This window comes from Marinomonas sp. A3A (assembly GCF_018336955.1).
GTDB lineage: Bacteria > Pseudomonadota > Gammaproteobacteria > Pseudomonadales > Marinomonadaceae > Marinomonas > Marinomonas lutimaris.
The window spans coordinates 2,759,189-2,783,352 of the sequence record NZ_CP025532.1 but is presented as its reverse complement, the minus strand read 5'-3'; the positions used below and the strand labels follow the sequence as shown (position 1 = coordinate 2,783,352).

At 43.8% G+C, this 24,164-nt stretch carries 27 protein-coding genes; 13 read left to right on the top strand and 14 right to left on the bottom strand.

Translation table 11 applies throughout. The annotated features are described in order from the left end of the window. Window positions 1–31 precede the first annotated feature (31 nt). Window positions 32–1,165 carry a mandelate racemase/muconate lactonizing enzyme family protein gene (locus tag CYL31_RS13020; RefSeq protein ID WP_212915640.1) on the bottom strand — a complete coding sequence of 378 codons (1,134 nt, stop codon included), beginning with the start codon at window positions 1,163–1,165 and terminating at the stop codon, window positions 32–34. Window positions 1,166–1,416: 251 nt separating this feature from the next. Here CYL31_RS13020 and CYL31_RS13015 point away from each other — a divergent pair, with 251 nt between their 5' ends. Next, entirely contained in the window at window positions 1,417–2,133 is a 717-nt protein-coding gene (locus tag CYL31_RS13015; RefSeq protein WP_249411576.1) for a FadR/GntR family transcriptional regulator, read from the top strand. Between the two features lie 52 nt (window positions 2,134–2,185). Here the strand turns inward: CYL31_RS13015 and hpxO are convergent, their stop codons facing one another. Together hpxO and uraH are read right to left on the bottom strand one after the other, a co-directional pair. Next, window positions 2,186–3,364 (bottom strand): FAD-dependent urate hydroxylase HpxO, encoded by a 1,179-nt coding sequence (hpxO, locus tag CYL31_RS13010; RefSeq protein WP_212915639.1) that lies wholly within the window; start codon window positions 3,362–3,364, stop codon window positions 2,186–2,188. A 294-nt stretch (window positions 3,365–3,658) separates the two neighbouring features. After that, the gene (uraH, locus tag CYL31_RS13005) at window positions 3,659–4,024 is read right to left on the bottom strand and encodes a hydroxyisourate hydrolase (RefSeq protein WP_212915638.1); all 366 of its coding nucleotides are present in this window, start codon (window positions 4,022–4,024) and stop codon (window positions 3,659–3,661) included. A 194-nt stretch (window positions 4,025–4,218) separates the two neighbouring features. On the opposite strand from uraH, the gene uraD reads away from it, so the two are divergent. Beyond that, the gene (gene uraD, locus CYL31_RS13000; protein WP_212915637.1) at window positions 4,219–4,740 is read left to right on the top strand and encodes a 2-oxo-4-hydroxy-4-carboxy-5-ureidoimidazoline decarboxylase; all 522 of its coding nucleotides are present in this window, start codon (window positions 4,219–4,221) and stop codon (window positions 4,738–4,740) included. Here uraD and CYL31_RS12995 read toward each other — a convergent pair. Beyond that, window positions 4,737–5,342, bottom strand: a complete 606-nt coding sequence (locus tag CYL31_RS12995; RefSeq protein ID WP_249411575.1) for a LysE family translocator — start codon at window positions 5,340–5,342, stop codon at window positions 4,737–4,739. The genes uraD and CYL31_RS12995 overlap by 4 nt on opposite strands. Before the next feature lie 112 nt (window positions 5,343–5,454). Here CYL31_RS12995 and CYL31_RS12990 point away from each other — a divergent pair, with 112 nt between their 5' ends. Continuing rightward, the gene (locus CYL31_RS12990) at window positions 5,455–6,855 is read left to right on the top strand and encodes an aminotransferase-like domain-containing protein (RefSeq protein WP_212915636.1); all 1,401 of its coding nucleotides are present in this window, start codon (window positions 5,455–5,457) and stop codon (window positions 6,853–6,855) included. A gap of 68 nt (window positions 6,856–6,923) precedes the next feature. Here CYL31_RS12990 and CYL31_RS12985 read toward each other — a convergent pair whose 3' ends face one another. From CYL31_RS12985 to CYL31_RS12950, 8 genes are all read right to left on the bottom strand, one after another. Beyond that, window positions 6,924–7,910 carry an isopenicillin N synthase family dioxygenase gene (locus CYL31_RS12985; RefSeq protein WP_212915635.1) on the bottom strand — a complete coding sequence of 329 codons (987 nt, stop codon included), beginning with the start codon at window positions 7,908–7,910 and terminating at the stop codon, window positions 6,924–6,926. A 153-nt stretch (window positions 7,911–8,063) separates the two neighbouring features. Further along, entirely contained in the window at window positions 8,064–8,540 is a 477-nt protein-coding gene (locus CYL31_RS12980; protein ID WP_212915634.1) for a nucleoside deaminase, read from the bottom strand. Window positions 8,541–8,554: 14 nt separating this feature from the next. Continuing rightward, window positions 8,555–9,349, bottom strand: coding sequence for an ABC transporter permease (locus CYL31_RS12975; RefSeq protein WP_212915633.1), 795 nt, complete (start codon window positions 9,347–9,349; stop codon window positions 8,555–8,557). Next, window positions 9,327–10,133 (bottom strand): ABC transporter ATP-binding protein, encoded by an 807-nt coding sequence (locus CYL31_RS12970; protein ID WP_212915632.1) that lies wholly within the window; start codon window positions 10,131–10,133, stop codon window positions 9,327–9,329. Before CYL31_RS12970 ends, CYL31_RS12975 begins: the two co-directional genes overlap by 23 nt. 4 nt (window positions 10,134–10,137) lie before the next feature. Continuing rightward, window positions 10,138–11,133 carry an ABC transporter substrate-binding protein gene (locus CYL31_RS12965; RefSeq protein ID WP_212915631.1) on the bottom strand — a complete coding sequence of 332 codons (996 nt, stop codon included), beginning with the start codon at window positions 11,131–11,133 and terminating at the stop codon, window positions 10,138–10,140. Between the two features lie 284 nt (window positions 11,134–11,417). Next, window positions 11,418–11,906, bottom strand: coding sequence for a DUF2127 domain-containing protein (locus CYL31_RS12960; protein WP_212915630.1), 489 nt, complete (start codon window positions 11,904–11,906; stop codon window positions 11,418–11,420). 161 nt (window positions 11,907–12,067) lie between these two features. Beyond that, on the bottom strand, window positions 12,068–12,199 hold the full coding sequence (locus CYL31_RS20730) for a type II toxin-antitoxin system RelE family toxin (RefSeq protein ID WP_283248227.1): 132 nt from the start codon (window positions 12,197–12,199) through the stop codon (window positions 12,068–12,070). Window positions 12,200–12,300: 101 nt separating this feature from the next. Next, complete coding sequence (locus CYL31_RS12950) at window positions 12,301–12,603, bottom strand: cupin domain-containing protein (protein ID WP_212915629.1); 303 nt, start codon at window positions 12,601–12,603, stop codon at window positions 12,301–12,303. Between the two features lie 245 nt (window positions 12,604–12,848). On the opposite strand from CYL31_RS12950, the gene xdhA reads away from it, so the two are divergent. From xdhA to xdhC, 3 genes are read left to right on the top strand one after another with little or no spacing between them, the layout of a single operon-like run. After that, window positions 12,849–14,348, top strand: a complete 1,500-nt coding sequence (gene xdhA, locus CYL31_RS12945) for a xanthine dehydrogenase small subunit (RefSeq protein WP_212915628.1) — start codon at window positions 12,849–12,851, stop codon at window positions 14,346–14,348. Continuing rightward, entirely contained in the window at window positions 14,341–16,686 is a 2,346-nt protein-coding gene (xdhB, locus tag CYL31_RS12940; RefSeq protein ID WP_212915627.1) for a xanthine dehydrogenase molybdopterin binding subunit, read from the top strand. The genes xdhA and xdhB overlap by 8 nt, the downstream gene beginning before the upstream one ends. Then, window positions 16,683–17,558, top strand: a complete 876-nt coding sequence (xdhC, locus tag CYL31_RS12935; protein ID WP_212915626.1) for a xanthine dehydrogenase accessory protein XdhC — start codon at window positions 16,683–16,685, stop codon at window positions 17,556–17,558. Before xdhB ends, xdhC begins: the two co-directional genes overlap by 4 nt. A gap of 137 nt (window positions 17,559–17,695) precedes the next feature. Here the strand turns inward: xdhC and CYL31_RS20840 are convergent, their stop codons facing one another. Beyond that, complete coding sequence (locus tag CYL31_RS20840; protein WP_283248201.1) at window positions 17,696–17,821, bottom strand: hypothetical protein; 126 nt, start codon at window positions 17,819–17,821, stop codon at window positions 17,696–17,698. A 109-nt stretch (window positions 17,822–17,930) separates the two neighbouring features. Between CYL31_RS20840 and CYL31_RS12930 the strand changes: the two genes are divergently transcribed. From CYL31_RS12930 to CYL31_RS12910, 5 genes are all read left to right on the top strand, one after another. Continuing rightward, window positions 17,931–18,200: a type II toxin-antitoxin system Phd/YefM family antitoxin gene (locus CYL31_RS12930; RefSeq protein WP_212915625.1), complete on the top strand. Its 270-nt coding sequence runs from the start codon at window positions 17,931–17,933 to the stop codon at window positions 18,198–18,200. Beyond that, the gene (locus tag CYL31_RS12925) at window positions 18,201–18,500 is read left to right on the top strand and encodes a type II toxin-antitoxin system RelE/ParE family toxin (protein ID WP_212915624.1); all 300 of its coding nucleotides are present in this window, start codon (window positions 18,201–18,203) and stop codon (window positions 18,498–18,500) included. Window positions 18,501–19,127: 627 nt separating this feature from the next. Further along, window positions 19,128–19,538, top strand: coding sequence for a hypothetical protein (locus CYL31_RS12920; RefSeq protein ID WP_212915623.1), 411 nt, complete (start codon window positions 19,128–19,130; stop codon window positions 19,536–19,538). Between the two features lie 106 nt (window positions 19,539–19,644). Further along, a complete protein-coding gene (locus CYL31_RS12915; RefSeq protein WP_212915622.1) occupies window positions 19,645–20,295 on the top strand; it encodes a hypothetical protein in 651 nt (216 codons plus the stop codon). Window positions 20,296–20,387: 92 nt separating this feature from the next. After that, entirely contained in the window at window positions 20,388–21,575 is a 1,188-nt protein-coding gene (locus CYL31_RS12910) for a helix-turn-helix domain-containing protein (protein WP_212915621.1), read from the top strand. Between the two features lie 151 nt (window positions 21,576–21,726). Here CYL31_RS12910 and CYL31_RS12905 read toward each other — a convergent pair whose 3' ends face one another. Continuing rightward, window positions 21,727–21,969, bottom strand: coding sequence for a DUF1127 domain-containing protein (locus CYL31_RS12905; protein WP_212915620.1), 243 nt, complete (start codon window positions 21,967–21,969; stop codon window positions 21,727–21,729). A gap of 132 nt (window positions 21,970–22,101) precedes the next feature. Here CYL31_RS12905 and CYL31_RS12900 point away from each other — a divergent pair, with 132 nt between their 5' ends. Together CYL31_RS12900 and CYL31_RS12895 are read left to right on the top strand one after the other, a co-directional pair. Next, window positions 22,102–23,055: a LysR substrate-binding domain-containing protein gene (locus CYL31_RS12900; protein ID WP_212915619.1), complete on the top strand. Its 954-nt coding sequence runs from the start codon at window positions 22,102–22,104 to the stop codon at window positions 23,053–23,055. A 295-nt stretch (window positions 23,056–23,350) separates the two neighbouring features. Further along, window positions 23,351–24,154 carry an ABC transporter substrate-binding protein gene (locus tag CYL31_RS12895; protein WP_212915618.1) on the top strand — a complete coding sequence of 268 codons (804 nt, stop codon included), beginning with the start codon at window positions 23,351–23,353 and terminating at the stop codon, window positions 24,152–24,154. The last annotated feature ends 10 nt before the right edge of the window (window positions 24,155–24,164 follow it).

The window sequence follows — 24,164 nt, the reverse complement described above, 5'->3', positions numbered from 1 at the left end:
GTTTGTTTTTATTGTGCTAAGAAAGATTGTGCTATTTATCGTTAATTAAGCTGCATGCTATGGTGTATTTCTCTAAGATTTCCGGCTTTGGTGAGAAGCCTAATCCAAGAGTGTCACCAAGATCATATGTCGCAGGGCATTCATTAAGTGGATGAAGGTGATCACCTAATTCAATAAAAGGTATTTCCAATGATGTTTCGGGCATGTTTGCGGCGATGAAATGGGCGGTAGCGACCATGCCTGCACCATAGTAGAAACAGTGAGGGACGACTTTGACGTTGTGGTGTTTGGCACGTTTGCAAACATCATACATGCCAGTAATACCACCTATTTTGCTCGCGCTAGGCTGAGCAATATCAATGGCTCCTGCTTTAAATAACTGTTCAAACCCTTCTGGGCCAGAGGCGTTTTCACCCGCCGAGACAGGCACGCCAATTTTTCTAATAGTTGCAAGTTGAGCTGCATCTTCTGGCGGCCAAACAGGTTCTTCTACCCAACCTAAGTTAAGCGGTTTTAACTCAGTGACGTTGTCTGTTGCTTCCGTAAGATTCCAAGGGCAATTAACATCAACCATGAGCTCTACGTCGTCAGGCAATGCATCGCGTGCAGCAGCAATAGCCGCATAGGTTGTTTCGTGTAGTTTGATTTTTTTGAAGCCAGCATTGGCAGTTCGTAAGACGTTTTCACGGACTTTATCTGGTTCGTTACCGTAGCTCACTAAGCTAGCGTAAAGACTGATCTTGCCCGTAGTGCCGCCAAGAAATTTGTACAGGGGTTGCTTGGCATGCTGTGCTTTAAGATCCCAAATGGCAATATCGATTGCTGATAAGGCATAGAGCATAGGACCTGAGCTACCAAAGCTATGCAATGCACGCTTGGCTGCGTAGAGGTGTTGTTCGTAATTTGCGATGTTTTTGCCAACAAACATAGGTGCAACAAGGTGTTCTAAAGCCGCATAAGTCACGACGTTTGAGGCGTGTCCGAATGCTTCGCCCCAGCCAGTTAGACCCGTATCGGTTTCTATTTCAACAAGAAGTGATTCCATCTTGTCTATGTTAGGAGAGGCGCCGTTGAATTTATCTTCCTCTTTTACGGGGGCTATGTCTCGTATGCCAGCCGTAAATGGAATAGCAATGCGCCTGATTGTTATTTTTGTAATTTTCATGGCTAAGAAAATCTCTTGTAATCAGCAGTAATAAATTGATGTAGTACATCATACAACTAACTTGTTTTCGGTCAAGAGGTATGATGACTATTTTTTATATGGTGTTTAATATCACTTTTTCGAGCCATTATCACGTTTAACTCATGTGTTTTTGAAGTTGGTTAGTAGTTAATGTCTTGTTTTTTTTTAGTTTTCCGTATTTCTTTTATATGTTGTATGATGACTTTTTTGGTTGTTAGGAATAACTAAAAGTGAAAGAAGATGCATTACTGACTACTATTTCTGCTGATGAGCCCCGTCCAGAACAAAAGCCACAACGGAATTTGGCGCAAAAACTGGTTCAAGAAATACTAAATAAAATAGAAATTAAAGTATTAAACCCTGGTGATAAGTTGCCTAAAGAAGCGGACATCATGCAAGAGCATGGAGTTAGTCGTACTGTTGTGCGAGAAGCACTACAGCGACTTCAAGCATCAGGCTATGTAGAAACCAAGCATGGTATTGGCACCTTTGTTTTAAATAATAAAGGGCAAGGACCAATGGATTTGTCTTTTGATTATGTGAACGATGCGGTAGAGATTTTGGAACTGCGCATTGGTTTGGAAGTGGAAATTGCGGGTTTGGCTGCCATGCGGCGTACTGAAGAGCAGCTAGTGGAAATACGCAAAGCACTGGATGAACTGCGAGCTATAGACCGAAATGGTCATGTATCGGATGCTGGTTTGGCGGATTTTAACTTTCATTTATTAATCGCCAAATCGGCTGGCAATCATTACTTTGTCGATATCATGCAGCACATGGAAAACAGCCTTGTTCCGCGTAAGCGTATTGATGTCGCCCATGTCAACCACGAGCATGAAGAAGTGTATACTGCAATAGAGCGAGGTGATTCTTACGCTGCGCGTGCTGCTATGCGGTTACATTTAACTAACAGCAGAGAGCGGTTTTTGAAACTGGCAAGAAAGTGATTCCCCAGTAGGGAAATCACTTCTCTAGTGCTTTCTTGGCGACTTATTGGCATTACGCTAGCGGCCCTCCAATAATAGTAGTACGCAATCCTGCAATAATGTTTTCGCCTGTTTCGTGTCTTAGCTCATCATACCAAGCTTGGGTTTCTTGCATGTCTTTACCATGGGTAACATCACAGCGTTTGCGAGCTTTTAGTACTAGATCCTTTACGCGGAAGCGGCGTTCTTCTTCGTACTGCTTCAAAGCGGCTAGCACACCAGAAACCGTTTTGCCTTTCTCTTTGAATTGATCCGCGAAACACTGACCAAGTACAACGGCGTCTTCGAGTGCAGAGCAACCGCCTTGGCCAATGTCTGGGGTTGTGCTGTGGGCCGCATCGCCGAGTAGGGCGATATTGCCTTTTACCAAGGTATCGAATGGTTCGATGTCATGAATTTCGATGCGATTGGTGGTTTCTGGATTAATGGTAGCAATCAGTTTTTGGACAGGTTCAGCCCAGCCAGCAAAGTAACCCGTTAGATCGGCAACGACTGTACTTCTGTCTTCTGCTAGACCTTTTGGTAATGGCACATCAAAGAAGAAGTAAAAGCGGCCTCCGGCAATTGGCATAATAGAAACGCGTTTGCCTTCCCCGACAAAGGTTGTCCATTGATCGCCAGGGGCAATGCTTTCATCTATTTCTACTAAGCCATTCCAGTTCACATAATCAGCGTAGCGACGTTCGGTTTGATAGCCAATGACATCAGCGCGAACGACAGAATGCGTGCCGTCAGCAGCAATCATAAAGTCACCCACAGCGCTGCTACCATCGCTAAAATACGCGGTGACGCCAATGTCACTCTGTTCGACTTTTTCAATACGCTTGCCAAATTGAACTTTATCGCGGCCCCACCAATCGATCATTTGGCTTTGTAGGTCTGCACGGGACACAGGACAAGGGCGTTCGCCAACCGCATCAACCAATGGTGAAAGACTAAATTGGGTCATTACGCTTCCAGTTATACCATCGTGGTAAGCCATGTTGTGCATCGGGCCGCCGAGTTCATCCATAATGCTGCCCATACCTAAATGGTTCATGCATTTTACACCGTTAGACCAAATAGAAAGCGCCGCGCCAACAGGTTTGATTTCTTTCACCGCTTCAAAAATTTCACACTCGATGCCTTGTTGCTTTAACGCGGCCGCTGCAGACATGCCACCAATACCGCCACCAATAATAAGTGCTTTCATATCATTCCCCTTTAATCTTTCGCTTCGTTCTCTTGTTGTCTTAGCGAATTTTTAATGTCTTGTTAAAGGAGTAAATGGCAATAAATATGCCATGAAACAAATGAACCTATATTTATTTATGTGAAACCTTTGTTTTAGGGTGGTGCGTAATCAGTGGTGATAGATCAAAGAAGAAAAAAGCGTATTTTCTTCTTTGACCGATAGGACAGAAAATGTTTTATCTTGGTGCGAATTTTGTGGGTTTTGCTTCATTCTGGCTCACTAAGTCTTGGGCTGAAGTCTAATTGCATAAGACTAGCTGCCGCGATAAGTGCTGTAAGAATAAGGCGAAACTAGAAGGGGGACATGATAGTGAGCGTTTTCATCACTGATGCCGAAACGAATAATTACGGTATTTAAGAAGCTTGGACTCTCTTTCAGAGTGTCTTCATTAGAGCTGGAAGCAAAGTACTCATCAATGGCGAACTCCAGCTCATATATGCCGGCAGAGAAGCTATCTGCTTGTAATAAGGGCTGATCACAGCGCCCATCGTTGTTGGACACAGTGCTATGAATCAGCTGTCGTTGACCGTCTTTAGTATGCTGGTAAAGGTCAATTTTAACTCCAGCGGCCGCGATTCCTTTTGTTGTGTCTAAAATGTGAGTGGTTAAGTATCCCATTGTTTTACCTCAATCTAATCTGAAAGCTTGCCTGATTTTTGCAGGAAAGCGTCTTTATAAGTGAAATGGATCTGAAAATATTGTTTCATAGGGATCAATATTTGTGCCATGTGTTTCTGTAATATGATTTTTGTTATTCATAGAGATCTTTTTTGTAAGAAATTTTTAGAGCCGTCAGAAATTGGAGTCCTATTATGCACGACCCGTTAGCTGTAATCAGTGAAATGGAAGAAGCGGATTTTATCACGCTATTTAGCAGTATTTATGAGCATTCCACTTGGGTTGCAGAAGAACTATGGCGACAAAAAGCAGAGCATCCAAGTGAGTATTTCGACAGTATCGACAAAATCAAAGCCACTATGGCTGACATCGTAGAACAAAGTACAGATGAACAAAAACTCATACTACTTCGGGCTCACCCAGATCTAGCAGGCAAAGCAGCGTTAGCGGGTGAACTCACTCATGCGTCAACCTCAGAGCAGTCAGGAGCAGGGCTGGATCAATGCTCAGAAGAAGAGTTGGCGCATTTTCTACAGCTGAACGATACTTATCGAGAGAAGTTTGGCTTTCCCTTCATCATGGCCGTAAAAGGCGCGACCAAGGATCAGATACTTGCAGGCTTTGAAGCCAGAACGCCCAATGACTGGCAAACAGAGTTTGACCGCGCCATGAGCGAAGTGCATAAAATTGCTGGATTCAGATTGGCCGATCTTTAGATAAAGATCATAGGTAAGGTCGCAAGCAGTAATAATCCCATTGATACACTAAAGTAACGGTGGAATTTAGGTTCTTGGAGTCTCTTAGATACGAGCTTGCCTATGGTAATCCACATGAATGTGCCGGGTAACGTCGCGATATTAAACATCATGATGCATAGCAAAGCCGACGACCAATAAAGCTCTCCAGTCAATGTGAAGACAGAGCTTGCTGTCATTAAGCTGGCCCACGATTTAGGGTTAATTGCCTGAAATGATGCGGCTTGTAAAATGCCCATTGGTTGAAGGCTCTTTTTGTCTGAAGGCATTTTTGCACAAGCGATTTTTATAGACATATAAACAATGTAACTTGCCGCAATAAAGGTGAACACCTCATGAAGGTAAGGCCAATGCTTAAACATTTCACCCAAGCCAAATAAAATCATTATATGCAGTATTGTCATGCCAAAACGAATGCCAATCACGTGAGGCAAGGTTCTTTTAATGCCAAAATTGGCCCCTGAGTTAGCCAGCAGGATATTGTTGGGTCCAGGTGTGATGGTGCTTATTAGGCAAAAAAGCATCAGAGCGGGAGCGAGTTCCAATAGGGCGCTATTTATCATTTCCTTTCCTTATTAGAAAAATCCAGCCAAAAATTGTATCGATACAATTATTGGTGTAATGTATCAATATAGGTTTACATACAATACAATTTTGGGCAATTTATTTATTGTTATGAATACAATTATAGAAATTAGTAAAGACGCATTCGATAAAGCTTGTTTGGCGCATCCAAAGTACAAAGCATTGGCTTTGCTTATCGAGCAGGCGATTCAGTCTGGTGAATTACCAAATCGACAAAAGTTGCCAGCGCAAAGACTTTTGGCGGATAAGCTAGAAATTACCCATGGCACGGTAACAAGAGCGTATGACTTGCTTGAAAAGAAAGGCTTGGTAAATGCAAAGCTGGGAGCAGGCACTTATGTAAACCTTCCAAGCTCCTTTGTGACTAGTGATGTGTCAGCCATTAAAGAATACGATTTCGCCTCCAGTATGCAGCCTATGTTAGGTCAGCAAATGTTGGTGAAAAATGCGCTAAACGAATTGGCTCAAGATCTTATTTCAATAGAAGAGGTGATGACTTATTCGCCAAATGGCTTGCGAAAACATCGGCAAATATTCAGCGATTGGCTTGCTTCTAAAAAGATTCAAATTGATAAAGATGACATTACTTTTACACAAGGAGCCCAGCAAGGGATTTATACTTGCCTGCAAATTCTTACCAAAGAAAATGACTACATTCTACATGAAGAGCTAGCGTACCCAGGTGTATTTCGAGCGGCTGAAGCCCGCGGCGTCAATCCGCTAAGTGTGCCATTAACGGCGGAAGGTTTAGATTTAGCTGTGCTAGAAGAGTACTGCCAGAAGTTTCGCCCAAAAGCACTGTACATCACGCCTAACATTCAAAATCCGACTAATATTCAGTACTCAGAAAAACAGCTAAGTGAAATAGTAAAGTTAAGTGAGAAATATCAATTTTATATTATCGAAGATGATGTGAATTATTGTCTACCAGAGAACTGGAAAGTGCCGTTGCAACAGCAAGCCCCAGATCGAATATTTTATCTTTCAAGTCTCTCTAAATATGTGGCGGGTGGTTTAAGAATTGCCTTCTGTTTGGTTCCTAAACAGTGGCAACAAGCTTTTAATATGAGCATTCATAGTCAGTGTTGGATGGTATCGACATTAAACTTCGAATTGGCCATTCGTTTCTTAAGAAGTGAAAATTTTCAACATAACCAGTCTCTTCTCGAAGGTGAGATGCGTTATCGGCAAGGCGCTTTTCATGCATTGGTTGAAAAGCATGGTTTCCGTTCTCGGACTGGCGGTTTGAATGCGTGGTTGGAATTACCGAGTCATATTAATGTAAATCAACTGAATAATTTTTTTGCATCAAAAAATATCAAAGTTAGAACGGCAGATTTATTTCGTTGTCCTACTGCGTCTTTACCTTCAGTAAATTGCTTCAGAGTATCTTTAGGTGGCTTTAATTCAAGAGTGGATTTTGAAAACGCGCTTTCTGAGTTTGAAAATGCCTTAATACAATTCAACCGCCAAGAAGATATTGTTATTTGATATTTTGAATCAAGTCTTACATAAAAAAACCATCATAGGATGACTATGATGGTTTTTTAATTTTCTACTTATTTATCGACGAAATTAGCTTGAATGCGCTGGGTCAAAAAGTCTGCCGCGCTGATAGGTTGATAACGTTTAGCCGGACCTTGGATGATCTGCGTTTTATTGGCTTGGCAAAAGAAGGCAATGGAATGACGGCTGCCACAGTATTCATCGATTCGTGGTTGGCGAACTCTGTGTAAGTTGGATTTCAACTGGTCATCGCTCCAGCGCATGAGCATATCGCCGATGTTGCAGGTGATTACGCCACCAAGTGGCGGAATGCTGGTCCAGCGCTGAGTTTCTGCTTCTGCGCCGGGGCAAACTTGTAAACCGCCGTGGCCTTCGTGTTGGAACAATAGCGTTAAACAATCGAAATCCGTATGAGCGCCAGCACGCCAAATATTACCTTGTTCGGTGACGCCTTCAGTTGCGTAGTAGTGCAACAAGCGCAAGGTGCTTTGGTAGTCTGGCTTACGTGGGTCATGGGCTTTGCTAAAGAAGTCTCGATCAAAGCCTAGTTTGTCGGCAAAGCAAGACAATACCTTCATGCCGACTTCCCAACATTGTTTTTCAAAACGCAGCGTATTAGCTTGAAAGTTTGGCAACTCTTCTTCAGTCGGCCACAAATTATCCATGTGGTATTGGGTAATCTGATAAGACTCTTTTTGATCCTTGGTGCCAGTAGAAGGGCGAATTTGGCTGCGACTTTCCCAGCCCGCATTGACGCTTTTTGGTCTTGGGTATTTACTTTTAATGCTTTCTGGAAGGTTAAAGAAACGCTCGGACTCTTTGAAGGCGGCTTTTATTTCTTCAGGATCGATGCCGTGGTTGCTTAATTGGAAGAAACCGATTTCGGTTGCGGCAAGCCAAAGTTGCTCGGTGATTTCTTCTCGGCGATTTTCAAAATCGCTCATATCGATAATGCGAATTTCTCGGTCGTTGGTGTCTTCGCCTGCACCACCAAACGTGGTTTCACGTTGTAGTTCTTCCAATGAATATGAATCAGTCATTATGGTCTCCTCCTAGTGGAAAATGGAGCAATGACCTGATGCACTTCAAAAGAAATGCATCTGACTGCTTCTACTCCGATTGTTTTCTATTGCTTAGTTAATTGTCGCTTTTCGTTACCGTTTTTAATCACCGTTTTTAATCACCGCTTTTATTTACCAGACCCCCTCATGCAATTTTGCTGCCTCTTCTTCAAGACAAGGCCCAATGACTTCCACTTTTCGTTGTCCCGATTCAAACACAGTGCGGCAAGGCAAAGCCAAGGTTGGGTTTTCTGGGTGATTGCCGGTGATCTGTTTCAAGCTGTCTTCGCTTAATCCATACACAAGGCGTCCTAATCCTGCCCAATAGGCAGAGCCTGCACACATGGCGCAAGGCTCGGCGGAAACGTACATGGTGCATTTCGCCAGAAAGTCAGGGCGATAGGCTTTGCTTGCGCGCGTCATTAATTTGCGTTCGGCGTGTCCCGTCATATCGAAATCAGGCAAGTAGCCATTTACTTGGCTCATTAGCACATTGTCTTCATCGTCGACCAATATCGCCGCAAACGGGTGGATGCCTTGTTGTTTGGCTTCATCCGCTAGGGCAAAGCTTTGGCGTAAAAATTCGGTGTCTTTAGTGTTTAATGTCATATCTGTCTCTATTATTAAGATTTCTTCTTAGGAAGGCTCCACGGAAAAAGCCAAGCCTGAATCCACTGGATCGATTTAAACAGCAACAAACTGATAACCGATAAGAAGATCAGCCCAGCAAACGCTTGTGGAATTTTAAAGAACGAGGTGGAGAACTGAATGAAATAGCCCAAGCCTTCTTCTGCCGCGACGAACTCCGCTACTACAGCGCCGATAATCGCCAAGGTGATAGAGACACGAAGGCCACTGAAAATGTGTGGAATCGCATAAGGAATTCGGATCTGCCAAGTTTCACGATAACGCGGAGCACGCAAAGATTGGCTGAGTTCGATCATTTCAGGCGGTGTTTCCAACATGCCCGTCGTGGTTGATACCACAAGAGGGAAGAAGGTGATTAAACAAGTAATCAGCACGCGAGAGGGATCGTCTGTGCCAAGCAAGACAATGATCAAAGGCGCAACCGCAACCACAGGCGTAGACTGAATCACGATCAAAGCTGGATACAACACGCGGTTCATCAGTTCAGAACGCATCATGCTAATCGACAAGGGAATCGCAATAACGATAGACAAGGCGAACCCCATTAAAGCCACACGTAGTGTCGCCCAAAGGTGGGTTAACCAGCGAGAAAATTCCACATCAAAAAAGGCGGTAAAAATCGCTGATGGCGACGGCAGAATGTAGTTTGGCACATTGCCAAAACGACAGATTAATTCCCATAACAGCACAAGGCCGATAAAGAACAAGCCAGGCGCGAAGCGATTTGCCTGCTGGCCGAGCCAGGATTTAGGCTGGTACGTTGGGTTCATAGATATAGCCTCTAATTAAATCGGTTAGCTCAGCAAAACGAGGGGAGTTGATGGTTTTCGACGAGCGCGGGCGAGGTAAATCCACCTCAATCAAATCCAGAACCGTGCCGGGGCGCTTGCTCATTACCAAAATGCGATCAGATAACAGCACGGCTTCACTAATGGAGTGGGTGATAAACAACACGGTTTTTGGATTCTTCTTCCAAATATCCAGTAGATCAAAACCGATTTGCTCACGAGTTAACGCATCCAAAGCCGAGAAAGGTTCATCCATCAAAAGAATGTCTGGGTTAAGCAACAGTGCGCGAATAATACCCACACGTTGTTGCATACCGCCTGACAGCTCGTCTGGCATCTTGTCAGCAAACTGGGTTAGCCCCGCCATTTCTAATAGCTCGTTTGCGCGCTTTTCATCGCTGGCGGAATAGCTGCCGTATTTGTGTTTGAGTGGAAACAACACATTTTTACGCACGGTTAACCAAGGTAATAAATTGGCCTTTTGAAACACTATGCCCACATCATCACGAGGTTCTGTTACGGGCAGATTGAATACCGATACTTCACCATGAGAAGGGATCAGCAGTCCTGCCACCATGCGCAACAGGGTGGATTTACCACACCCAGAAGGTCCTACAACCGCCACGAACTCGTGACGGTGGATGTCGAGATCAATACCTTGCACTACCATTGGTGTTTCTGGACGTGGGTCGTATTTATGACCCACGCTTTTCATGCTAACGTAGGCCGCTTTAGCATTGTCATCTGTCGTGTTTTTGTCTTCCATTTGGCTACTCCGGTTTAAAGCTATTGTTCACGGCAGTTTTTGGATCAATAGCGTCCGCCATTAGACCGTTGGCTTCGGCTACGTATTCCCAAGTTTTTTGAATACGTTCGTCGGTGAAATTACCGAAGCCATCTTTTGTGGTGACATCGTTGTACACCAAGTTATAAATGCTCTTTATTTGTGCGGAGACAATGTTGGCGTCTACTTCTGGTACCATTTTGTGCAAGTCCGCACCCGCTTGATCTGGGTTGGCATAAGTAAACTCAATGGATTTCGCGAAAGCTTTGATGAAGCGTTTTGCAACATCAGGACGTTCTTCTAAGAATTTTTCAGACGCTAAAACAGAGGAACTATAAAGTGACAAACCAGAATTTGACCAAGGCATTTCGATCAGCTCTTTGCCTGCGCCTTTTGCTTGTGCTTCATAAAGCGCTGTGTTGGTAACCCAAGCAATAATGGCGTCGGTACTACCAGTAATCATCATTGGTGCTAATGCACCCGGATCAGATTTCACTAATTTAATATCGTCTTCACTCAAACCGTTTTGCTTCAATACCAAAGGCAAGAAAGCATTAGATGAAGTAAAAGGCGACGTCGCGACTTTTTTGCCTTTCAAATCTTTAATAGAGGTAATGCCGCTGCTTTTTAGCACAAAGAACGCGTGGGGCGCTTGGGTGAAGTAAGGAAAGACGGCGACCACTGGTACATCGGCTTGCGCTTTGGCTGCCATCAAAGCGCCAATATCAGAACTGCCAATATCCGATTGGCCTGTGGCCATCTTAGTCAACGCATCAGTAGAACCACGACCACTGGCGATCTTAACTTCCAAATCTTCGTCAGCAAAGAAACCTTGTTGAATCCCCACATAAACGGGCGCTTTATCACCGCCTGGTAGCCAATCTAATTGAAACGTCACCTGATCTGCCGCCATGGCAGAGGTGGTTGAGATGAGACTGGCTAAAAGTGTTAATCGGATTGCTGTTTTCTTTGCCGCTTTCATAAACATGCTCCATACAAATAATAGGGACTAAAGACCCGCTTGTTTCACATTTATATTGGTTAGCAACATTTGTTCCATATTCTGTGGGAATCTGAGATTTTCTGTAAGTGTATGAATTTAAAGTGAAAAATAAAAATTTAAGGTTTGGATAGATACGTTTTTTCAGATATGGAGTGGAGATGTGAGACAAAATGGTGCGTTAAAAAAGTGATATTGGGTGTAACAGTAGACGGGGAAGTAAATATGATTTGCTTGGAAATAGAGAGTAGATATCAAATCTAGTTCTATGAGGTTTCACTGGATGGCAGCAATGCTGTGTCTTTTTTTCGTTTGCTGTAAAGTACACTCGCCATGTAGCAAACCACTATGACATTTAGCAAAAATACGCAGACAGTCAAAATGTGTATATGAAAAATGATTTCATAGATCTCAAATGGTAAATAGATTGCTCCTGTTACTAAGGCAAACCATTCAGTCCAAACAAACGCTTTCCATAAACCATAGGCTTCAACGAACCGAATTAGTGAATAAACTAGTGCACCAATAGCAACCAAACTCATATTGCGGTCTGTAATTGAGCTTGCAGCATGGATGAAAATACTTGGAAAATGGCTCGCAGGATTTAGATGAGCGTGAGAGACGATGGATTCAGCTATTTTTTGTAAGTTCTCGCCAGCTAAGACATGGATTCCTAACCCTACGATAAGAGACATTAAGCCTTTTAGTGCCTCTATAAACGCGATGGCTTTCAGCCCATTTTTTGATGATGTCATCTCGATCTCTTAATAAGCCAAATAGTATGTGTTCAACAAGTTCAGGCTTAGTTATACCAGTATAAAGCCAATAGATTGTTGAAAAATAAATAATATTTACGGTAACTTGAAAAGTGTTGTCTAGCTTGCTTGTTTCGGCTTTTTTGGTGAGAGAATTAAAGTCAATCAATCCGAGAGGCGAGTTTTTTATACACCGCGTCTTTGTCTCGTTTGCCAATTGCCAGTACATAGATGACGATTTCATCATCAATGACTTCATAAGCTAGGCGGTAGCCTGAGGTTCTTAGTTTGATTTAGTAGACAAAATTTAGGTCATATTTCAGACCTAAATTTTAGGAGGTACTGTATCTTTGTCGTTCCGGACTTATGTTTGATGCTTACTTTGGAGTGCGCACTAAGACGGTTCTATCATCATGAAGTGCGTGTCAGTTTGTGCGACAGGGCAGTGATCAACCCCTTTTGGCATGACATACATATCGCCTGCATCAAGGACTATGTCACTAGATGATTTGAGCTTTAAGGTCAGTTGGCCTTTGAATACCATGATTATTTTCTCTTCGTCTTCATGTTTGTGCCAGCCTAACTCTCCTGTCCCCTTTAGAATTCGTACCGATTGCCCATTGGACTCGGCAATGATTTTTGGTGCCCATTCTTCGTTTAGAGATACAAATTCTTCATTAATGTTAATCTTGTCCATATTGGTAACCTTATGTCCTTTATCAAACTGTATTAATGATAATAAAACTCATTTTTCTTTGTGGCTAGAGAAAACCGTGCTCTTTACATATTCAATTCATTTTTGAGTGGGATGGTGGATGTTTTTGATTACAAAATTAATTGTTCAAGTGGAAAAATTCGTTTTAAACTAAAATTTTGTACGATTGGTCAGGTTTTTGCATTTAAGCTATCATTGCTTACATCATTTTAAATAAGGAGAGCGCTTTGCAATTTATACTAAACGATGAGCTCATCGACGATAATACGCTCCCTAGCGACTTTACGGCTTTGCGTTACTTAAGAGAAAAGCGTGGATTAACTGGAACGAAGGAGGGATGTGCATCGGGAGATTGTGGTGCATGTACGCTTCTTGTTGGTGCGTTAGAGAACGGCGAATTGACCTATTCAACGCTCAATTCATGTATTACGCCAGTACAATCCTTGTCGGGCAAGCATGTTGTCTCGGTTGAGTATTTGTCTAAAGTTAATGAATTGCATCCAGCTCAACAAGCCATGGTGGAATCTCATGGTTCTCAGTGTGGTTTTTGTACACCGGGTTTTGTGTTGTCGTTGGCAGGGTTATACGAAAACAAACAGAACGCTGATCAGCCCATTGATCGTGAAGCGGTTTGTGATGCTATTTCAGGTAATTTATGCCGATGCACTGGCTATCGTCCAATCATCGAAGCTGGTTTATCTATGATTAAGGTGCAAGAAGCTAAAGAGACACCTTTTATTGAGCTGATGAGTAAAAACGAAGGCATTAAAAGTCTGCTTGAAAACCTACAAGCCGAGACGAATGCCAAAAGCAATTATCTGCAACCAATCAATTTAGAGCAACTTGCTCAGGCATTAACCTCTAATCCAGGCGCCACCTTGATCGCTGGTGGTACGGATTTGATGCTAGAAAATACTCAGCGCTATCGTGATTTTGATACCTTAATTGACGTATCTAGCGTGGTTGAACTTAAAGCGCTGGACATTGGTGCCATCACTCTAACCATCGGCGCATCGGTGACTTACAGTGAGTTGGAAGATTTCAGTAAGTTGCTCTATCCGCAGATCCATGGCTTGCTGAGTCGAATTGCTTCTCGACAAATTCGTAATCGCGGTACGATCGGCGGCAACGTAGCGAACGCCTCACCCATTGCCGATTTACCGCCCTTGTTATTGGCGTTTGATGCCGATATTCAATTGCTAAAAACAGACGGCAGTACCAGAACGGTAAATATCAATGATTTCTACCAAGGCTACAAACAAACCCAATTAGCGAAGGATGAAATGATCGCATCCTTTGATTTGCCGCTCGATAAGCTCGCGCAGTTTCATCGTTTCTATAAAGTCTCGAAACGCATGGAAGACGATATTTCCAGCGTCATGTTAGCGGTTCGATTCGATGTGGATAATGGCAAACTAAGCGATGTGCGCTTGGCATTTGGTGGTATGGCCGCCACACCGATTCGCGGCTTAAAAGCAGAATCAGCGCTGACCGGCAAAGCCATTAACGACGAACAAGCCTTAAATCAAGCTATCGAAGCATTGCGTGGTGAATTAACGCCAATGAGCGACATGCGAGCCAGCGCGAAATATCGTTTAGATATGGCCAGCAACCTGATTCGTAAAGCATGGCTGGAACTAAACGGCACCGAGGTAGTGACTTTCTCTGGTCACGCTGTCAGCGATTCCATTTTATCGACCGGTTCGGAGGGCAGCACTCATGCGTAAACTTCCACAAGATTTCACTCTCGACACAAAAGCCTTTAATAAAGGGCTTTTGCCCGTCCATGAATCGGCTATTAAGCACGTAACAGGTCAAGCTGTTTACATCGACGACATGCCAGAATGGCCAAATGAATTGCATGTGGCAACGGGATTATCGACCGAAGCCCATGCGGATATTGTGTCGATCAATTTGGACAAAGTGCGTGCTTATCCAGGCGTGGTGGATGTTATCGTGCAAGCGGATATTCCTGGGGAAGTGGATGTGTCACCTGTGTTAAGTGGCGATTTACTACTCGCTGGTGATTTTGTTCACTTCATCGGCCAATCAATTTTTGCGGTCGCTGCAACCAGTTTACGTGCGGCAAAACAAGCCGTTGCCTTGGCTGAGATAGAGTACAAACCGCGAGAAGCAACCTTGCATCCTCGTCAATCGTTAGAGCGCCAAGAGTTTGTCTTGCCAACTCACACCATCAGCTGTGGCGATGCCAAAGGCGCATTAGAAACCGCGCCGAACAAGCTTAAATCCGATTTGTACATCAAGGGCCAAGAGCACTTCTATTTGGAAGGGCAAATCAGTGTGGCAACGCCTAATGAAGATGGCGGCGTGCAAGTATTTGCTTCCTCTCAGCATCCTGCCGAAGTGCAAAAGCTGGTGGCGCGTGTGCTAGGTTTACCCGTGGCACAAGTTCTTGTTGAAGTACGACGTATGGGCGGTGGCTTTGGCGGCAAAGAATCGCAAGCGGCTGTTCTTGGTTGCATGGCTGCAGTGCTTGCAGTACGAAATCGTTGTCCGGTGAAATATCGCATGCCTCGTCAAGATGACATGGTACAAACGGGCAAGCGTCATGACTTCTGGAACAGCTACCAAGTAGGCTTTTCTGACGCGGGAGAAATCCTCGCGGCAGAATACGATATGGTTGGAAAATGTGGTTGTACAGCCGATTTGTCGGACGGCGTTGTCGATCGCGCCATGTTTCATGCGGACAATGCTTACTTTCTACCGAATGCTCGAATAAGTGGTTATCGCGGTAAAACCCACACAGTTTCCAATACTGCATTTCGTGGTTTTGGTGGGCCAAAAGGCGTGATCTTAGCGGAAAACGTCATTGAGGAAATCGCCTGCGCTGTGGGCAAAGATGCGTTAGACATTCGCAAGCTAAATTGTTATCAAGCCGGTAAAGACACCACGCCATATGGGCAAAAAGTCGATGACGATGTGTTGCTGACATTGATTGAAGAACTGGAAACCAGCTCAGATTATCGAGCTCGTCGTGAGGCAATTAACGCCTTCAACAAGCAGAATCCTTTCCTGAAAAAAGGTCTAGCGCTTACGCCAGTAAAATTTGGTATTTCCTTTACCTCGAAACACTTAAACCAAGGTGGTGCCTTGCTGCATATCTACACCGACGGCAGTGTGCACGTGAGCCATGGCGGAACGGAAATGGGGCAGGGGCTTTACACCAAGGTGGCGCAAATTGTTGCCAAAGCCTTTGGCATTGATTACCAACGCGTCAACGTAGGTTCTACTCGTACTGACAAAGTGCCAAACGCGTCACCAACCGCCGCATCAGCGGGAACGGATTTGAACGGCATGGCTGCGTTGGATGCGGCCATGACGATCAAAAGCCGCTTGCAAGAATTCGCCATGGAACACTTTGCTATTGCTGCCGATGAATTTGCTATTGAAGACGATCAAGTCATCCTAGGCAGCGAGACAATGAGCTTCCCTGAATTCATCAAATTGGCATACATGAACCGCGTGTCTTTATCGTCTACCGGGTTTTATAAAACCCCGAAGATTGGCTACGACCGCAAAGCCGCCAAAGGCCGACCTTTCCTATACTTTGCCAATGGCGCGGCCGTGTCTGAAGTGATCGTCGATACCTTCACAGGGGAATACAAAGTTACCCAGGTTGATATCTTGCACGATGTAGGGGATTCGATAAACGCAGATTTGGACATAGGTCAGATCGAAGGCGCGTTTGTGCAAGGCATGGGCTGGCTCACCTCAGAAGAATTAAGCTGGGATGACAAAGGTCGCATCACCACCAACAGCCCTGCGAATTACAAGATTCCAACCTCGGCGGATATTCCAGAAAAATTCAATGTTAAATTGTTCGACCGTCCTAACAGTGAAGAATCGGTGTATCGTTCTAAAGCCGTGGGCGAACCACCACTCATGCTGGGGATTTCCGTTTGGTGCGCATTAAAAGACGCTTGCGCTGCGGTGGCAGACCATAAAATCTCGCCTCCATTGGCCGTGCCAGCTACGCCAGAAGCGGTGTATTACGCCATGCAAGCGGCGCAAAATCATAAAACAGGTGGGGAAGTCAGCCTATGATGTCTTCTATGAGCTGGGTTCAGGCGTTACAGGAAGTAGAGAAAGCAGGGCAAGCTTGGGTGATAGTCACCGTGATTGGCACCCAAGGTTCTGCGCCTCGGGAATCATCCAGCAAGATGATCATTACCGAAGAACACAGCTTCGACACCATCGGCGGCGGACAGCTGGAATACGCTGTTTGCCAAAAAGCCCGAGCCATGTTGCAAGATGCATCTTCGCCTTCTCATGTGTTGGAAAACTTTCCACTCGCCGCCAAAACCAACCAATGTTGCGGCGGTACGGTTAGCGTGCTGCTGGAATATTTCCCAGAGCCTGCCAACAAAATCACCATCTTTGGAATGGGACACGTCGCAACCACCTTGGTCAATGTATTGGGGAACATGCAGGCGAAAATCTCTTGGGTCGACAGCCGTGAGAACCTAGCTCAAGACCAGAATATCAAAGGCCTACCGAGTAACGTCACACCGTTTCTGTATGAATCCATGTTGGAACACATCGACCACATGAGCCATAACGAAATCGCCTTAGTCATGACCCACGACCACGCCTTGGATTATCAGCTAGTGGAAGCCTTATTGGATCGAAAAGACTGCCGATTCATCGGCCTAATCGGCTCGAAAACCAAAGCCCTGCGCTTCAAAAAACGCCTCGTCAGCGCCTCCTTTAGCCAAGCGGAAATCGACTCCGTGCATTGCCCAGTGGGGCTAAACGAAATCGCAGGTAAAAAGCCCTTCGAAATCGCCATCTCCATCGCAGGGCAAATCATCCAAATCATCCAAATAACCCAAACCAAAACCGAAGCAAAAAAAGGCAGCGGACTTACCTGGAAAGAAATCAACAACACCTTAAGTAGCTCAGTCGCAGAGACTTGAAGAAATGATATTCCTCCTGCGAAACTAGCGCCTACCTCGTAGGAATGTCATTTTTCAATTCTAGCTTGCTTTGCTCCGCATCAACGTAATTATTCCCTCCCCTTATGTCTTCCAAGGGGAGGGCGAGGGAGGGGTTATTACTTTGGCTCTTCGGAGCTTTGACCCTGACCTCCGTTGTAGACGCGAGCAAACCAAACACCACCGCTCGACACTATCGTTTGACCTCGCTCTTGGTGTTTGCCTTGCTCCACGTCAATCAACAAAATACCTGACCTCCAAGACCAGTCTTAAATGCGAGCCCTATTATGCTCCTTGACCGTACCTGTTAACGGGTGCTATTAATAGCACTTGATTGCTCACTAGGAAGTCATTATGCAGATTAAATTTTCCGAGGATGTTGTTCCTCTATCAGACCTGAAGATCAATCCCGGAAAGGTAGTTGGTCGAACACAGGAAACGCATCGCCCAATTTTGCTTACCAGTCGCGGCCGCGGCGTAGCGGTGGTTCAGGGGCTTGAAGATTATGAGAAAACCGCAGAGGAATTGCGGTTTGTAAAAGCGGTGGCGCAGGGACTAATGGATGCTCGCGAAGGCAACACCGTATCCTTGGAGGACGCCAAGAAAACCTTGGGAATCAAGTAAATGGAATTATGCATTGCACAGTCTGCTCTTGAGGATTTGCAGGCTATTCAGAAGTATTACCAAGAGGAGGATGTGCCGCATATCGGTGAGGACTTCGTCGCTGCAATATTGAAGCGTTGTGGCATGCTTCAAATTCACCCTGATGCAGGTCGAATTGTCCCTGAATTCAATATGGATCATATTCGTGAATTGATTCACGCGCCATTTCGGGTTGTCTACCTCAGACAAGCTAAAGAAATTGTGCTCATACGCGTCTGGCGAAGTGAGAGACAGCTTGAATTAAAAGAGAATGAGACATAAAACGCCATCACTCAACTTGACTGCCTTAGATGGCCGTTTGACCTAGCTTTTGGTGTTCGCCTTGCTTCCTGCAAGTCATCTCCAAACGTAGGGCACGATAAGCGGAGCGGTTTTTTATACATTTTAAAAGTGCCACGAAAGCGAAGCTTTCTTTGTATGACTTCCGTTGGAGATGCGAGCAAGCCGAAACCATCACTCGACACTATCGTTTGACCTCGCTCTTAGTGTTCGCCTTGCTTCACATCAATCTTATAAATCATTGATCTAACATTTTTTTGTAGGTCGCGGCTTCAGCCCGACAATGTAATTAATTTCCTTCCCTTCAGTTAGGCATAAATACATTGCCTTGAAAGCGGATTAGGTCATAAGGTCTGAGGGAATCGCTTGCCTCGCGGATCAAATCGCGCTACAAAAGAGCAAACGAAGAACCAATGTAGCGGCGATCAAAGACCATCTGAAGCGGCATAGTCCAAACAGACTCTGAAGTTTAGCGAGTTATTTAACAGGGAAGTCCCACCATGAAAAAAGCAAATCCCCTATATAGACAACGCAGCCGTTCAACAGTGGGTTATAACCGCAGCTACGCTGCCGTATAACCCTTAATTGTTATGTATCAAGGAGAATTTAGTGAGCAACGAGTTTTATCTATCCGTACATAATCAAAATAGGTGGAAGCTTACTGATGAAGAAGGTCAGCACCTTTTGGTTAAGGCGATGATTGATAAATGTAATGACCTTTCAGTTGGCAAAATCAACAAGGTGACATCAGGCTTCATGACAAACAATTCTGAGGCTGAAATTGTTAATAGTTTGCTGACGGGCTTGTCTATACCTGCTCTTGTAACTTCTGTTGGTTACTTGCTAAAGCACCTATCTCCTTTATTAATACAATATATGAAGAATCAGTCTGCTAAAGAAATAACTGTAGATATTCACGGTATAAGAATAACTGTTAAAGGTGGCTATAATTTTGAAAAAGAACTGGAAGCCATAATTCGGCAGGCAGAAAAACTTGACGGTTCAAATGAAGATGCATAACAAGGCACTCCACCCGCGGTCTGCGGCCGCTGGGACGTCAAACGTTAAAGCGTTTTTCCGTCCGTGTACTTTGTGTTATGTTGATTAAGAATTTTAGAGGTTTAACTTGAGAGATAAGAAGTTCTTGAGAACAGTTTTTGATCACATCAAAAGTGCTCACCAAGGTATTGAACGTAAAAACTTTCAGCAAGAAGCTGGTTATATTTCAGCCGTGATGGGACGCTTGAGCGGAACGATAAAAGACTCAAAAAGCAACGGAACATTAGAATTTAAGTTCGATACAGTGGTTGTTAATGATCGAGGGCCAGGAGCTGCAGAGAAAAAATACGGAGCGGATTTTGCTATTGTCTTTAAAAAGCAAGGCGTTGCAAACGGCTGCACTAAAGCAATTCTAGGACAAGCAAAAAATGGTCAGTCAGATAAGTTATCAGAGAATGAGCGTTCTCGCTTGATTGAGCAGTGCAATAAAATGTACAGCCATACAGCGGACTATATTGTAATTGAAGCGCCTCAAAATGGTAAACTCGGGCCCATGGTTCGAATAGGTGATCAACAAGAGCAACTGAGAATCGGTAAAAACAGAATTAGTCTTGAGCATTATATTTTAAATAAACTTGTTGGGTGCAATCATGGTGACCGGAGAGATTATTTCATAGAAGCAGTTCAGGATAGTTCATTATCAAAGCTCGAAATCATAACCAATGGACTAGACCTAGACTTAGATTTAACTCTAGATGGTCCATCCATCGAACCATAAACCTAACGCTCCCATCCAAGCGACCGCATTCTGCGGCGCTTGGATGGGAGCGTTAGGTTTCCAGAATGCGCGGGCAGAACTATAGGATTTAAATGAAAATTCAAGAAGAGCTAAGATTCGCTTTTGTAAATTTATCACCTCAAGGGTTCGAAGATGTATGTTGTGAATTACTGAAGGTTCACAGTAACGAATATGACACTATTAACTCAAATAGAGATGCTCTGGGAAAAACAAGAAAGGGAACGCCTGATGCTTATGTTAGAGAGAGTGATGGAAGATATATAGCTATTCAATTTACCACTCAACAATCCGAAATTAAGAAGAAAGTTCTATACGATATAAGCCAGCTTACAACTGAAAAATGCCATTTCAAGGATAAAATTCATAAAGTAACTATCTGTATTACTACTAATCCAGGTAGTGAAGTTGAGTTATTCTATGAAGTATGTGAAGAACTTGGTTGGCAATGCATTGTTTTTACATTGGATGATCTAACTAGGATTTCTGAAGCGCATCCTGAATTCTGCCGTATTTATCTGAATGTTTTTGTTCCTTCAGAGAGTAATGAAAAACTTCATGAGCAGTTTTATCTCTGCGGTAAACGTATTAAATCTCTCAGAGAGGAGCGGGGAATATCTTCCAGCAGGTTCATTGAGCTTATTGGGCACTATAGTGAAAGGCATCTACTAAAGATCGAAGCAGAAGACGAAGAATGTCCATCTTCATTAATAGAAAGAATTTCTGAAGTAACCGGTGCAAAGTCAGATTGGATTAAACATGGTGAGAACGGGAAATATCTCAGTGAGAGTTTGCCGTATTACGCACCAAATCAATGCATTGATATCCTTAATAAAGAACAACCTAAAGAGCTGTATTTCTGTCTAAATACAGATAATTTCAACCTCTACCTATTAGTCAAAACTAGCGACTACAGGTGGTCTAAGTACTACTTTAACTATTCTCTAGATTTTTGGAATTGGATGGGTGACCACCACCATATCCCCGAGATCTACAATCAACTAAAGAAAATATATGAGACATTCGATAAGTCAGACTGCTGGGTAAGGGGAAGATTGTTCAATAAGATCGAATTTCAACGTCTCGAAGATAGTGATAATGACTTCCTAGGGAAGGCTATATCTTCCCTTCCTTCCAGAGGAGAAAACTGGATGGACGATATAAGAGATATTAATCACAGATACCCTATTTCAGATAGTTATGAGTCAATGTATGGAAAATGGTTTATTGATATACAGAGCTATTTTAGAAAAAGCACCTAACAAGCGGCAGCAGTCGGAACCAAAAAGATTCACTCCTTCGTCGCTACACTTTTTGGTCCGCTGTGCCGAGCGTTAGAATACAACCCAAATCTGTCTATAGAAACAACAACCCTGCAACAAGGGCACTCCACCAAGCGCCCTCCTCAAAAAATCACTTCCACAGTGGCTTATTCACTTCTTGATCCACGTCGACGGCGGTTAGGCCTAGGTCTTTTAGTTGAGCGTCGTTAAGTTGGCTCAGTCTGCTTCTAGTGCGCCAGTTATGAGCAATTTTTTTGAAAATCGCTTTCCATGGTTTTTCTTTTAGTTTGGCTAATGCGTTTTTGCATTCGTTAGTGATGACTAATTCGCTGCTTTCGAGCTTGTTCATTTCTTCTGATGTGCAGTTTTTCATGGCGCTATCCTTTTCTTTGCTAATTGGTTTGTTTGCTTTATGTTCAAATAATCGGCTATTAATTGCGGTGCGACAAACGAGAAAAAGTGTTTTATAGTTAAGAAAATCTTACTTATAAAAGGTGTTTTTTCCATGTCTTCTAATCGAGCTTTGCCGCCGCTTAAATCTTTGCAGGCGTTTCGTTATGCGGCGCAGTCGTTGAGCTTTAAGAAGGCGGCGGAGTCGCTTTTTGTGACGCAGGCGGCGGTGAGCCAACAGATTAAGACCTTGGAGCAGGTGTTGAGTGTGGAGTTGTTTGAGCGACATACTCGCCAAGTGGTGCTGACGTCGGAAGGGCAGTACTTGTTTGAATACGTTGAGAAGGCGTTTGCTTTATTAGAAGAGGGTGTAAAAGGCATTACGGAAGATCCGAACCCCAATACTTTGGTGATTAGTTCGGTTCCGTCGTTTTCGAGTCGTTGGTTGGTGTCGCGTTTGGGTGGGTTTCAAGCTAAAGAGCCAGAGATTAATCTTCGTCTGAGTCCGAGTATTGAGTTGTCGACGTTTGCGGACAGTGATTTGGATTTGTGTATTCGCTTGGGTCGAGGTGAATACGCAGGGCTAAAGTCGCAATTATTATTTCAAGAGCATTTAGTATTGGTTTGTCATCCTTCGATGATTAATATGGACGAGCCGATTAGAGAGCAGTTAGTTTCTATTCCGATTATTACCGATACTGGACCTGATGTTGCGCATGTGTGGCCTGTGTTGCAGCGTTTTTTGGACCTTTACGATATGCCGATGAAGTCGCATTTGCATGTGGCGGATTCGACGTCCTTGGTGGAGGCGTTGTTGTCTCGACAAGGTCTGGCGATGATGCGTTATGGTTTGGTGTATGAGCAGATCGAGAAAGGTCAGCTTATTTGTCCGCTGCCTATTTATATGAAGTCCCAGTATGACTTTTATCTTGTGGCGCCTGCGCCGCATTTTAAGTACCAAAAAGTGACGGCGTTCAAGCGCTGGATTGAGGGCGAGGTGAAGGTAATTGATTTGTCTTGGAAGACGTATTTGAAGAATAATCCTGACATGGAAGAGGTTAAGATTTAATTTCTATCACTCATGTTGGTTATATTTTATTGCTGATGTTGTCGACTTTTTGCTTTATGAAATAGACAAGTCCTTTTTGTTTTTCCTTCCGTTTTTTATCAAATAATCAATTGATTATGCCTTCCATCATTGCTCAATTACGTTTTTTTAATCGCGATAAAATCTTATAAATCAGCGTGATAGTTCTTATTTTTTGCATATTTTTCGATGTTTTTATTCTGCGGCACAGTCATTGCTATGACTTATTTGACCATATTTGTTGGTTCAAACAATAAAAATAAAAGGAAACAATTGTATGTCAGATAATAAGTTGATTAATCAGTTTATCTCGCGTCGTCATTTTATTAAAGGCGCAAGCACCATTGCTGGGGGAAGTATTGTTTCTCTTGGTTTGATGGGTTCTCAGTCCATTTTTGCAAATCCAGATAACATTATTCGTATTGGTTATGTTGTGCCTCGGTCCGGTCCGCTTGGTGTGTTTGGGCAAGGGGATGAGTTTTTGCTTGCACAGATTAATAAGCAGTTTGCCAATGGATTAAATATTGAGGGCAAGCAATACGCGGTTGAGATTTTGGTTGGGGATACGCAGTCGAGTTCGATTCGCGCTAGTCAGGTGGCGAAAGATCTGATTAATGGCAATAACGTAGATTTGATGTTGACGTCTTCGACACCAGAAACAGTCAATCCTGTTGCTGATGCTTGTGAAGCGGCTGGTGTACCTTGTTTGTCGACCACAGCGCCATGGGAAAGTTTCTATTTTGGCCGAGGAGCTAAACCGGGTGAGCCTTCGCCGTTTAAATGGACGTATCATTTTTGTTTCGGTGTTGCCGATTTTGCCAAGTTGTATATTGATCAATGGAGCAAGGTCGAAACCAATAAGCGTGTCGGTGTGTTGTTGCCCAATGATGCTGACGGTAATGCCATTCGAAGCTTGCTGTTACCTAGCTTGGAAAAAGCTGGATTTAGTATTGTTGACGCGGGGCCTTATGAAAATGGCACCAGTGATTTTTCTCAACAAATTAATTTGTTTAAAAAAGAGCAATGCGAGATTTTTAATACCTTTCCTTTCCCACCTGATTTTCCTGTTTTCTGGCGTTAAGCTGCACAGA

Bases quoted from the DNA above. Each gene is read 5' to 3' on its own strand.
- xdhB (WP_212915627.1), top strand. From the start codon at position 14,341: ATGCGTAAACTTCCACAAGATTTCACTCTCGACACAAAAGCCTTTAAT.
- CYL31_RS12905 (WP_212915620.1), bottom strand. From the start codon at position 21,969: ATGAAAAACTGCACATCAGAAGAAATGAACAAGCTCGAAAGCAGCGAA.
- CYL31_RS12980 (WP_212915634.1), bottom strand. From the start codon at position 8,540: ATGACATTAAACACTAAAGACACCGAATTTTTACGCCAAAGCTTTGCC.
- CYL31_RS12960 (WP_212915630.1), bottom strand. From the start codon at position 11,906: ATGACATCATCAAAAAATGGGCTGAAAGCCATCGCGTTTATAGAGGCA.
- CYL31_RS12900 (WP_212915619.1), top strand. From the start codon at position 22,102: ATGTCTTCTAATCGAGCTTTGCCGCCGCTTAAATCTTTGCAGGCGTTT.
- CYL31_RS13020 (WP_212915640.1), bottom strand. From the start codon at position 1,165: ATGAAAATTACAAAAATAACAATCAGGCGCATTGCTATTCCATTTACG.
- hpxO (WP_212915639.1), bottom strand. From the start codon at position 3,364: ATGAAAGCACTTATTATTGGTGGCGGTATTGGTGGCATGTCTGCAGCG.
- xdhC (WP_212915626.1), top strand. From the start codon at position 16,683: ATGATGTCTTCTATGAGCTGGGTTCAGGCGTTACAGGAAGTAGAGAAA.
- CYL31_RS12895 (WP_212915618.1), top strand. From the start codon at position 23,351: ATGTCAGATAATAAGTTGATTAATCAGTTTATCTCGCGTCGTCATTTT.
- uraH (WP_212915638.1), bottom strand. From the start codon at position 4,024: ATGGGATACTTAACCACTCACATTTTAGACACAACAAAAGGAATCGCG.
- CYL31_RS12965 (WP_212915631.1), bottom strand. From the start codon at position 11,133: ATGAAAGCGGCAAAGAAAACAGCAATCCGATTAACACTTTTAGCCAGT.
- CYL31_RS12950 (WP_212915629.1), bottom strand. From the start codon at position 12,603: ATGGACAAGATTAACATTAATGAAGAATTTGTATCTCTAAACGAAGAA.
- CYL31_RS12975 (WP_212915633.1), bottom strand. From the start codon at position 9,349: ATGAACCCAACGTACCAGCCTAAATCCTGGCTCGGCCAGCAGGCAAAT.
- uraD (WP_212915637.1), top strand. From the start codon at position 4,219: ATGCACGACCCGTTAGCTGTAATCAGTGAAATGGAAGAAGCGGATTTT.
- CYL31_RS12990 (WP_212915636.1), top strand. From the start codon at position 5,455: ATGAATACAATTATAGAAATTAGTAAAGACGCATTCGATAAAGCTTGT.
- CYL31_RS12985 (WP_212915635.1), bottom strand. From the start codon at position 7,910: ATGACTGATTCATATTCATTGGAAGAACTACAACGTGAAACCACGTTT.
- CYL31_RS12910 (WP_212915621.1), top strand. From the start codon at position 20,388: ATGAAAATTCAAGAAGAGCTAAGATTCGCTTTTGTAAATTTATCACCT.
- CYL31_RS12925 (WP_212915624.1), top strand. From the start codon at position 18,201: ATGGAATTATGCATTGCACAGTCTGCTCTTGAGGATTTGCAGGCTATT.
- CYL31_RS12930 (WP_212915625.1), top strand. From the start codon at position 17,931: ATGCAGATTAAATTTTCCGAGGATGTTGTTCCTCTATCAGACCTGAAG.
- CYL31_RS12970 (WP_212915632.1), bottom strand. From the start codon at position 10,133: ATGGAAGACAAAAACACGACAGATGACAATGCTAAAGCGGCCTACGTT.
- CYL31_RS12995 (WP_249411575.1), bottom strand. From the start codon at position 5,342: ATGATAAATAGCGCCCTATTGGAACTCGCTCCCGCTCTGATGCTTTTT.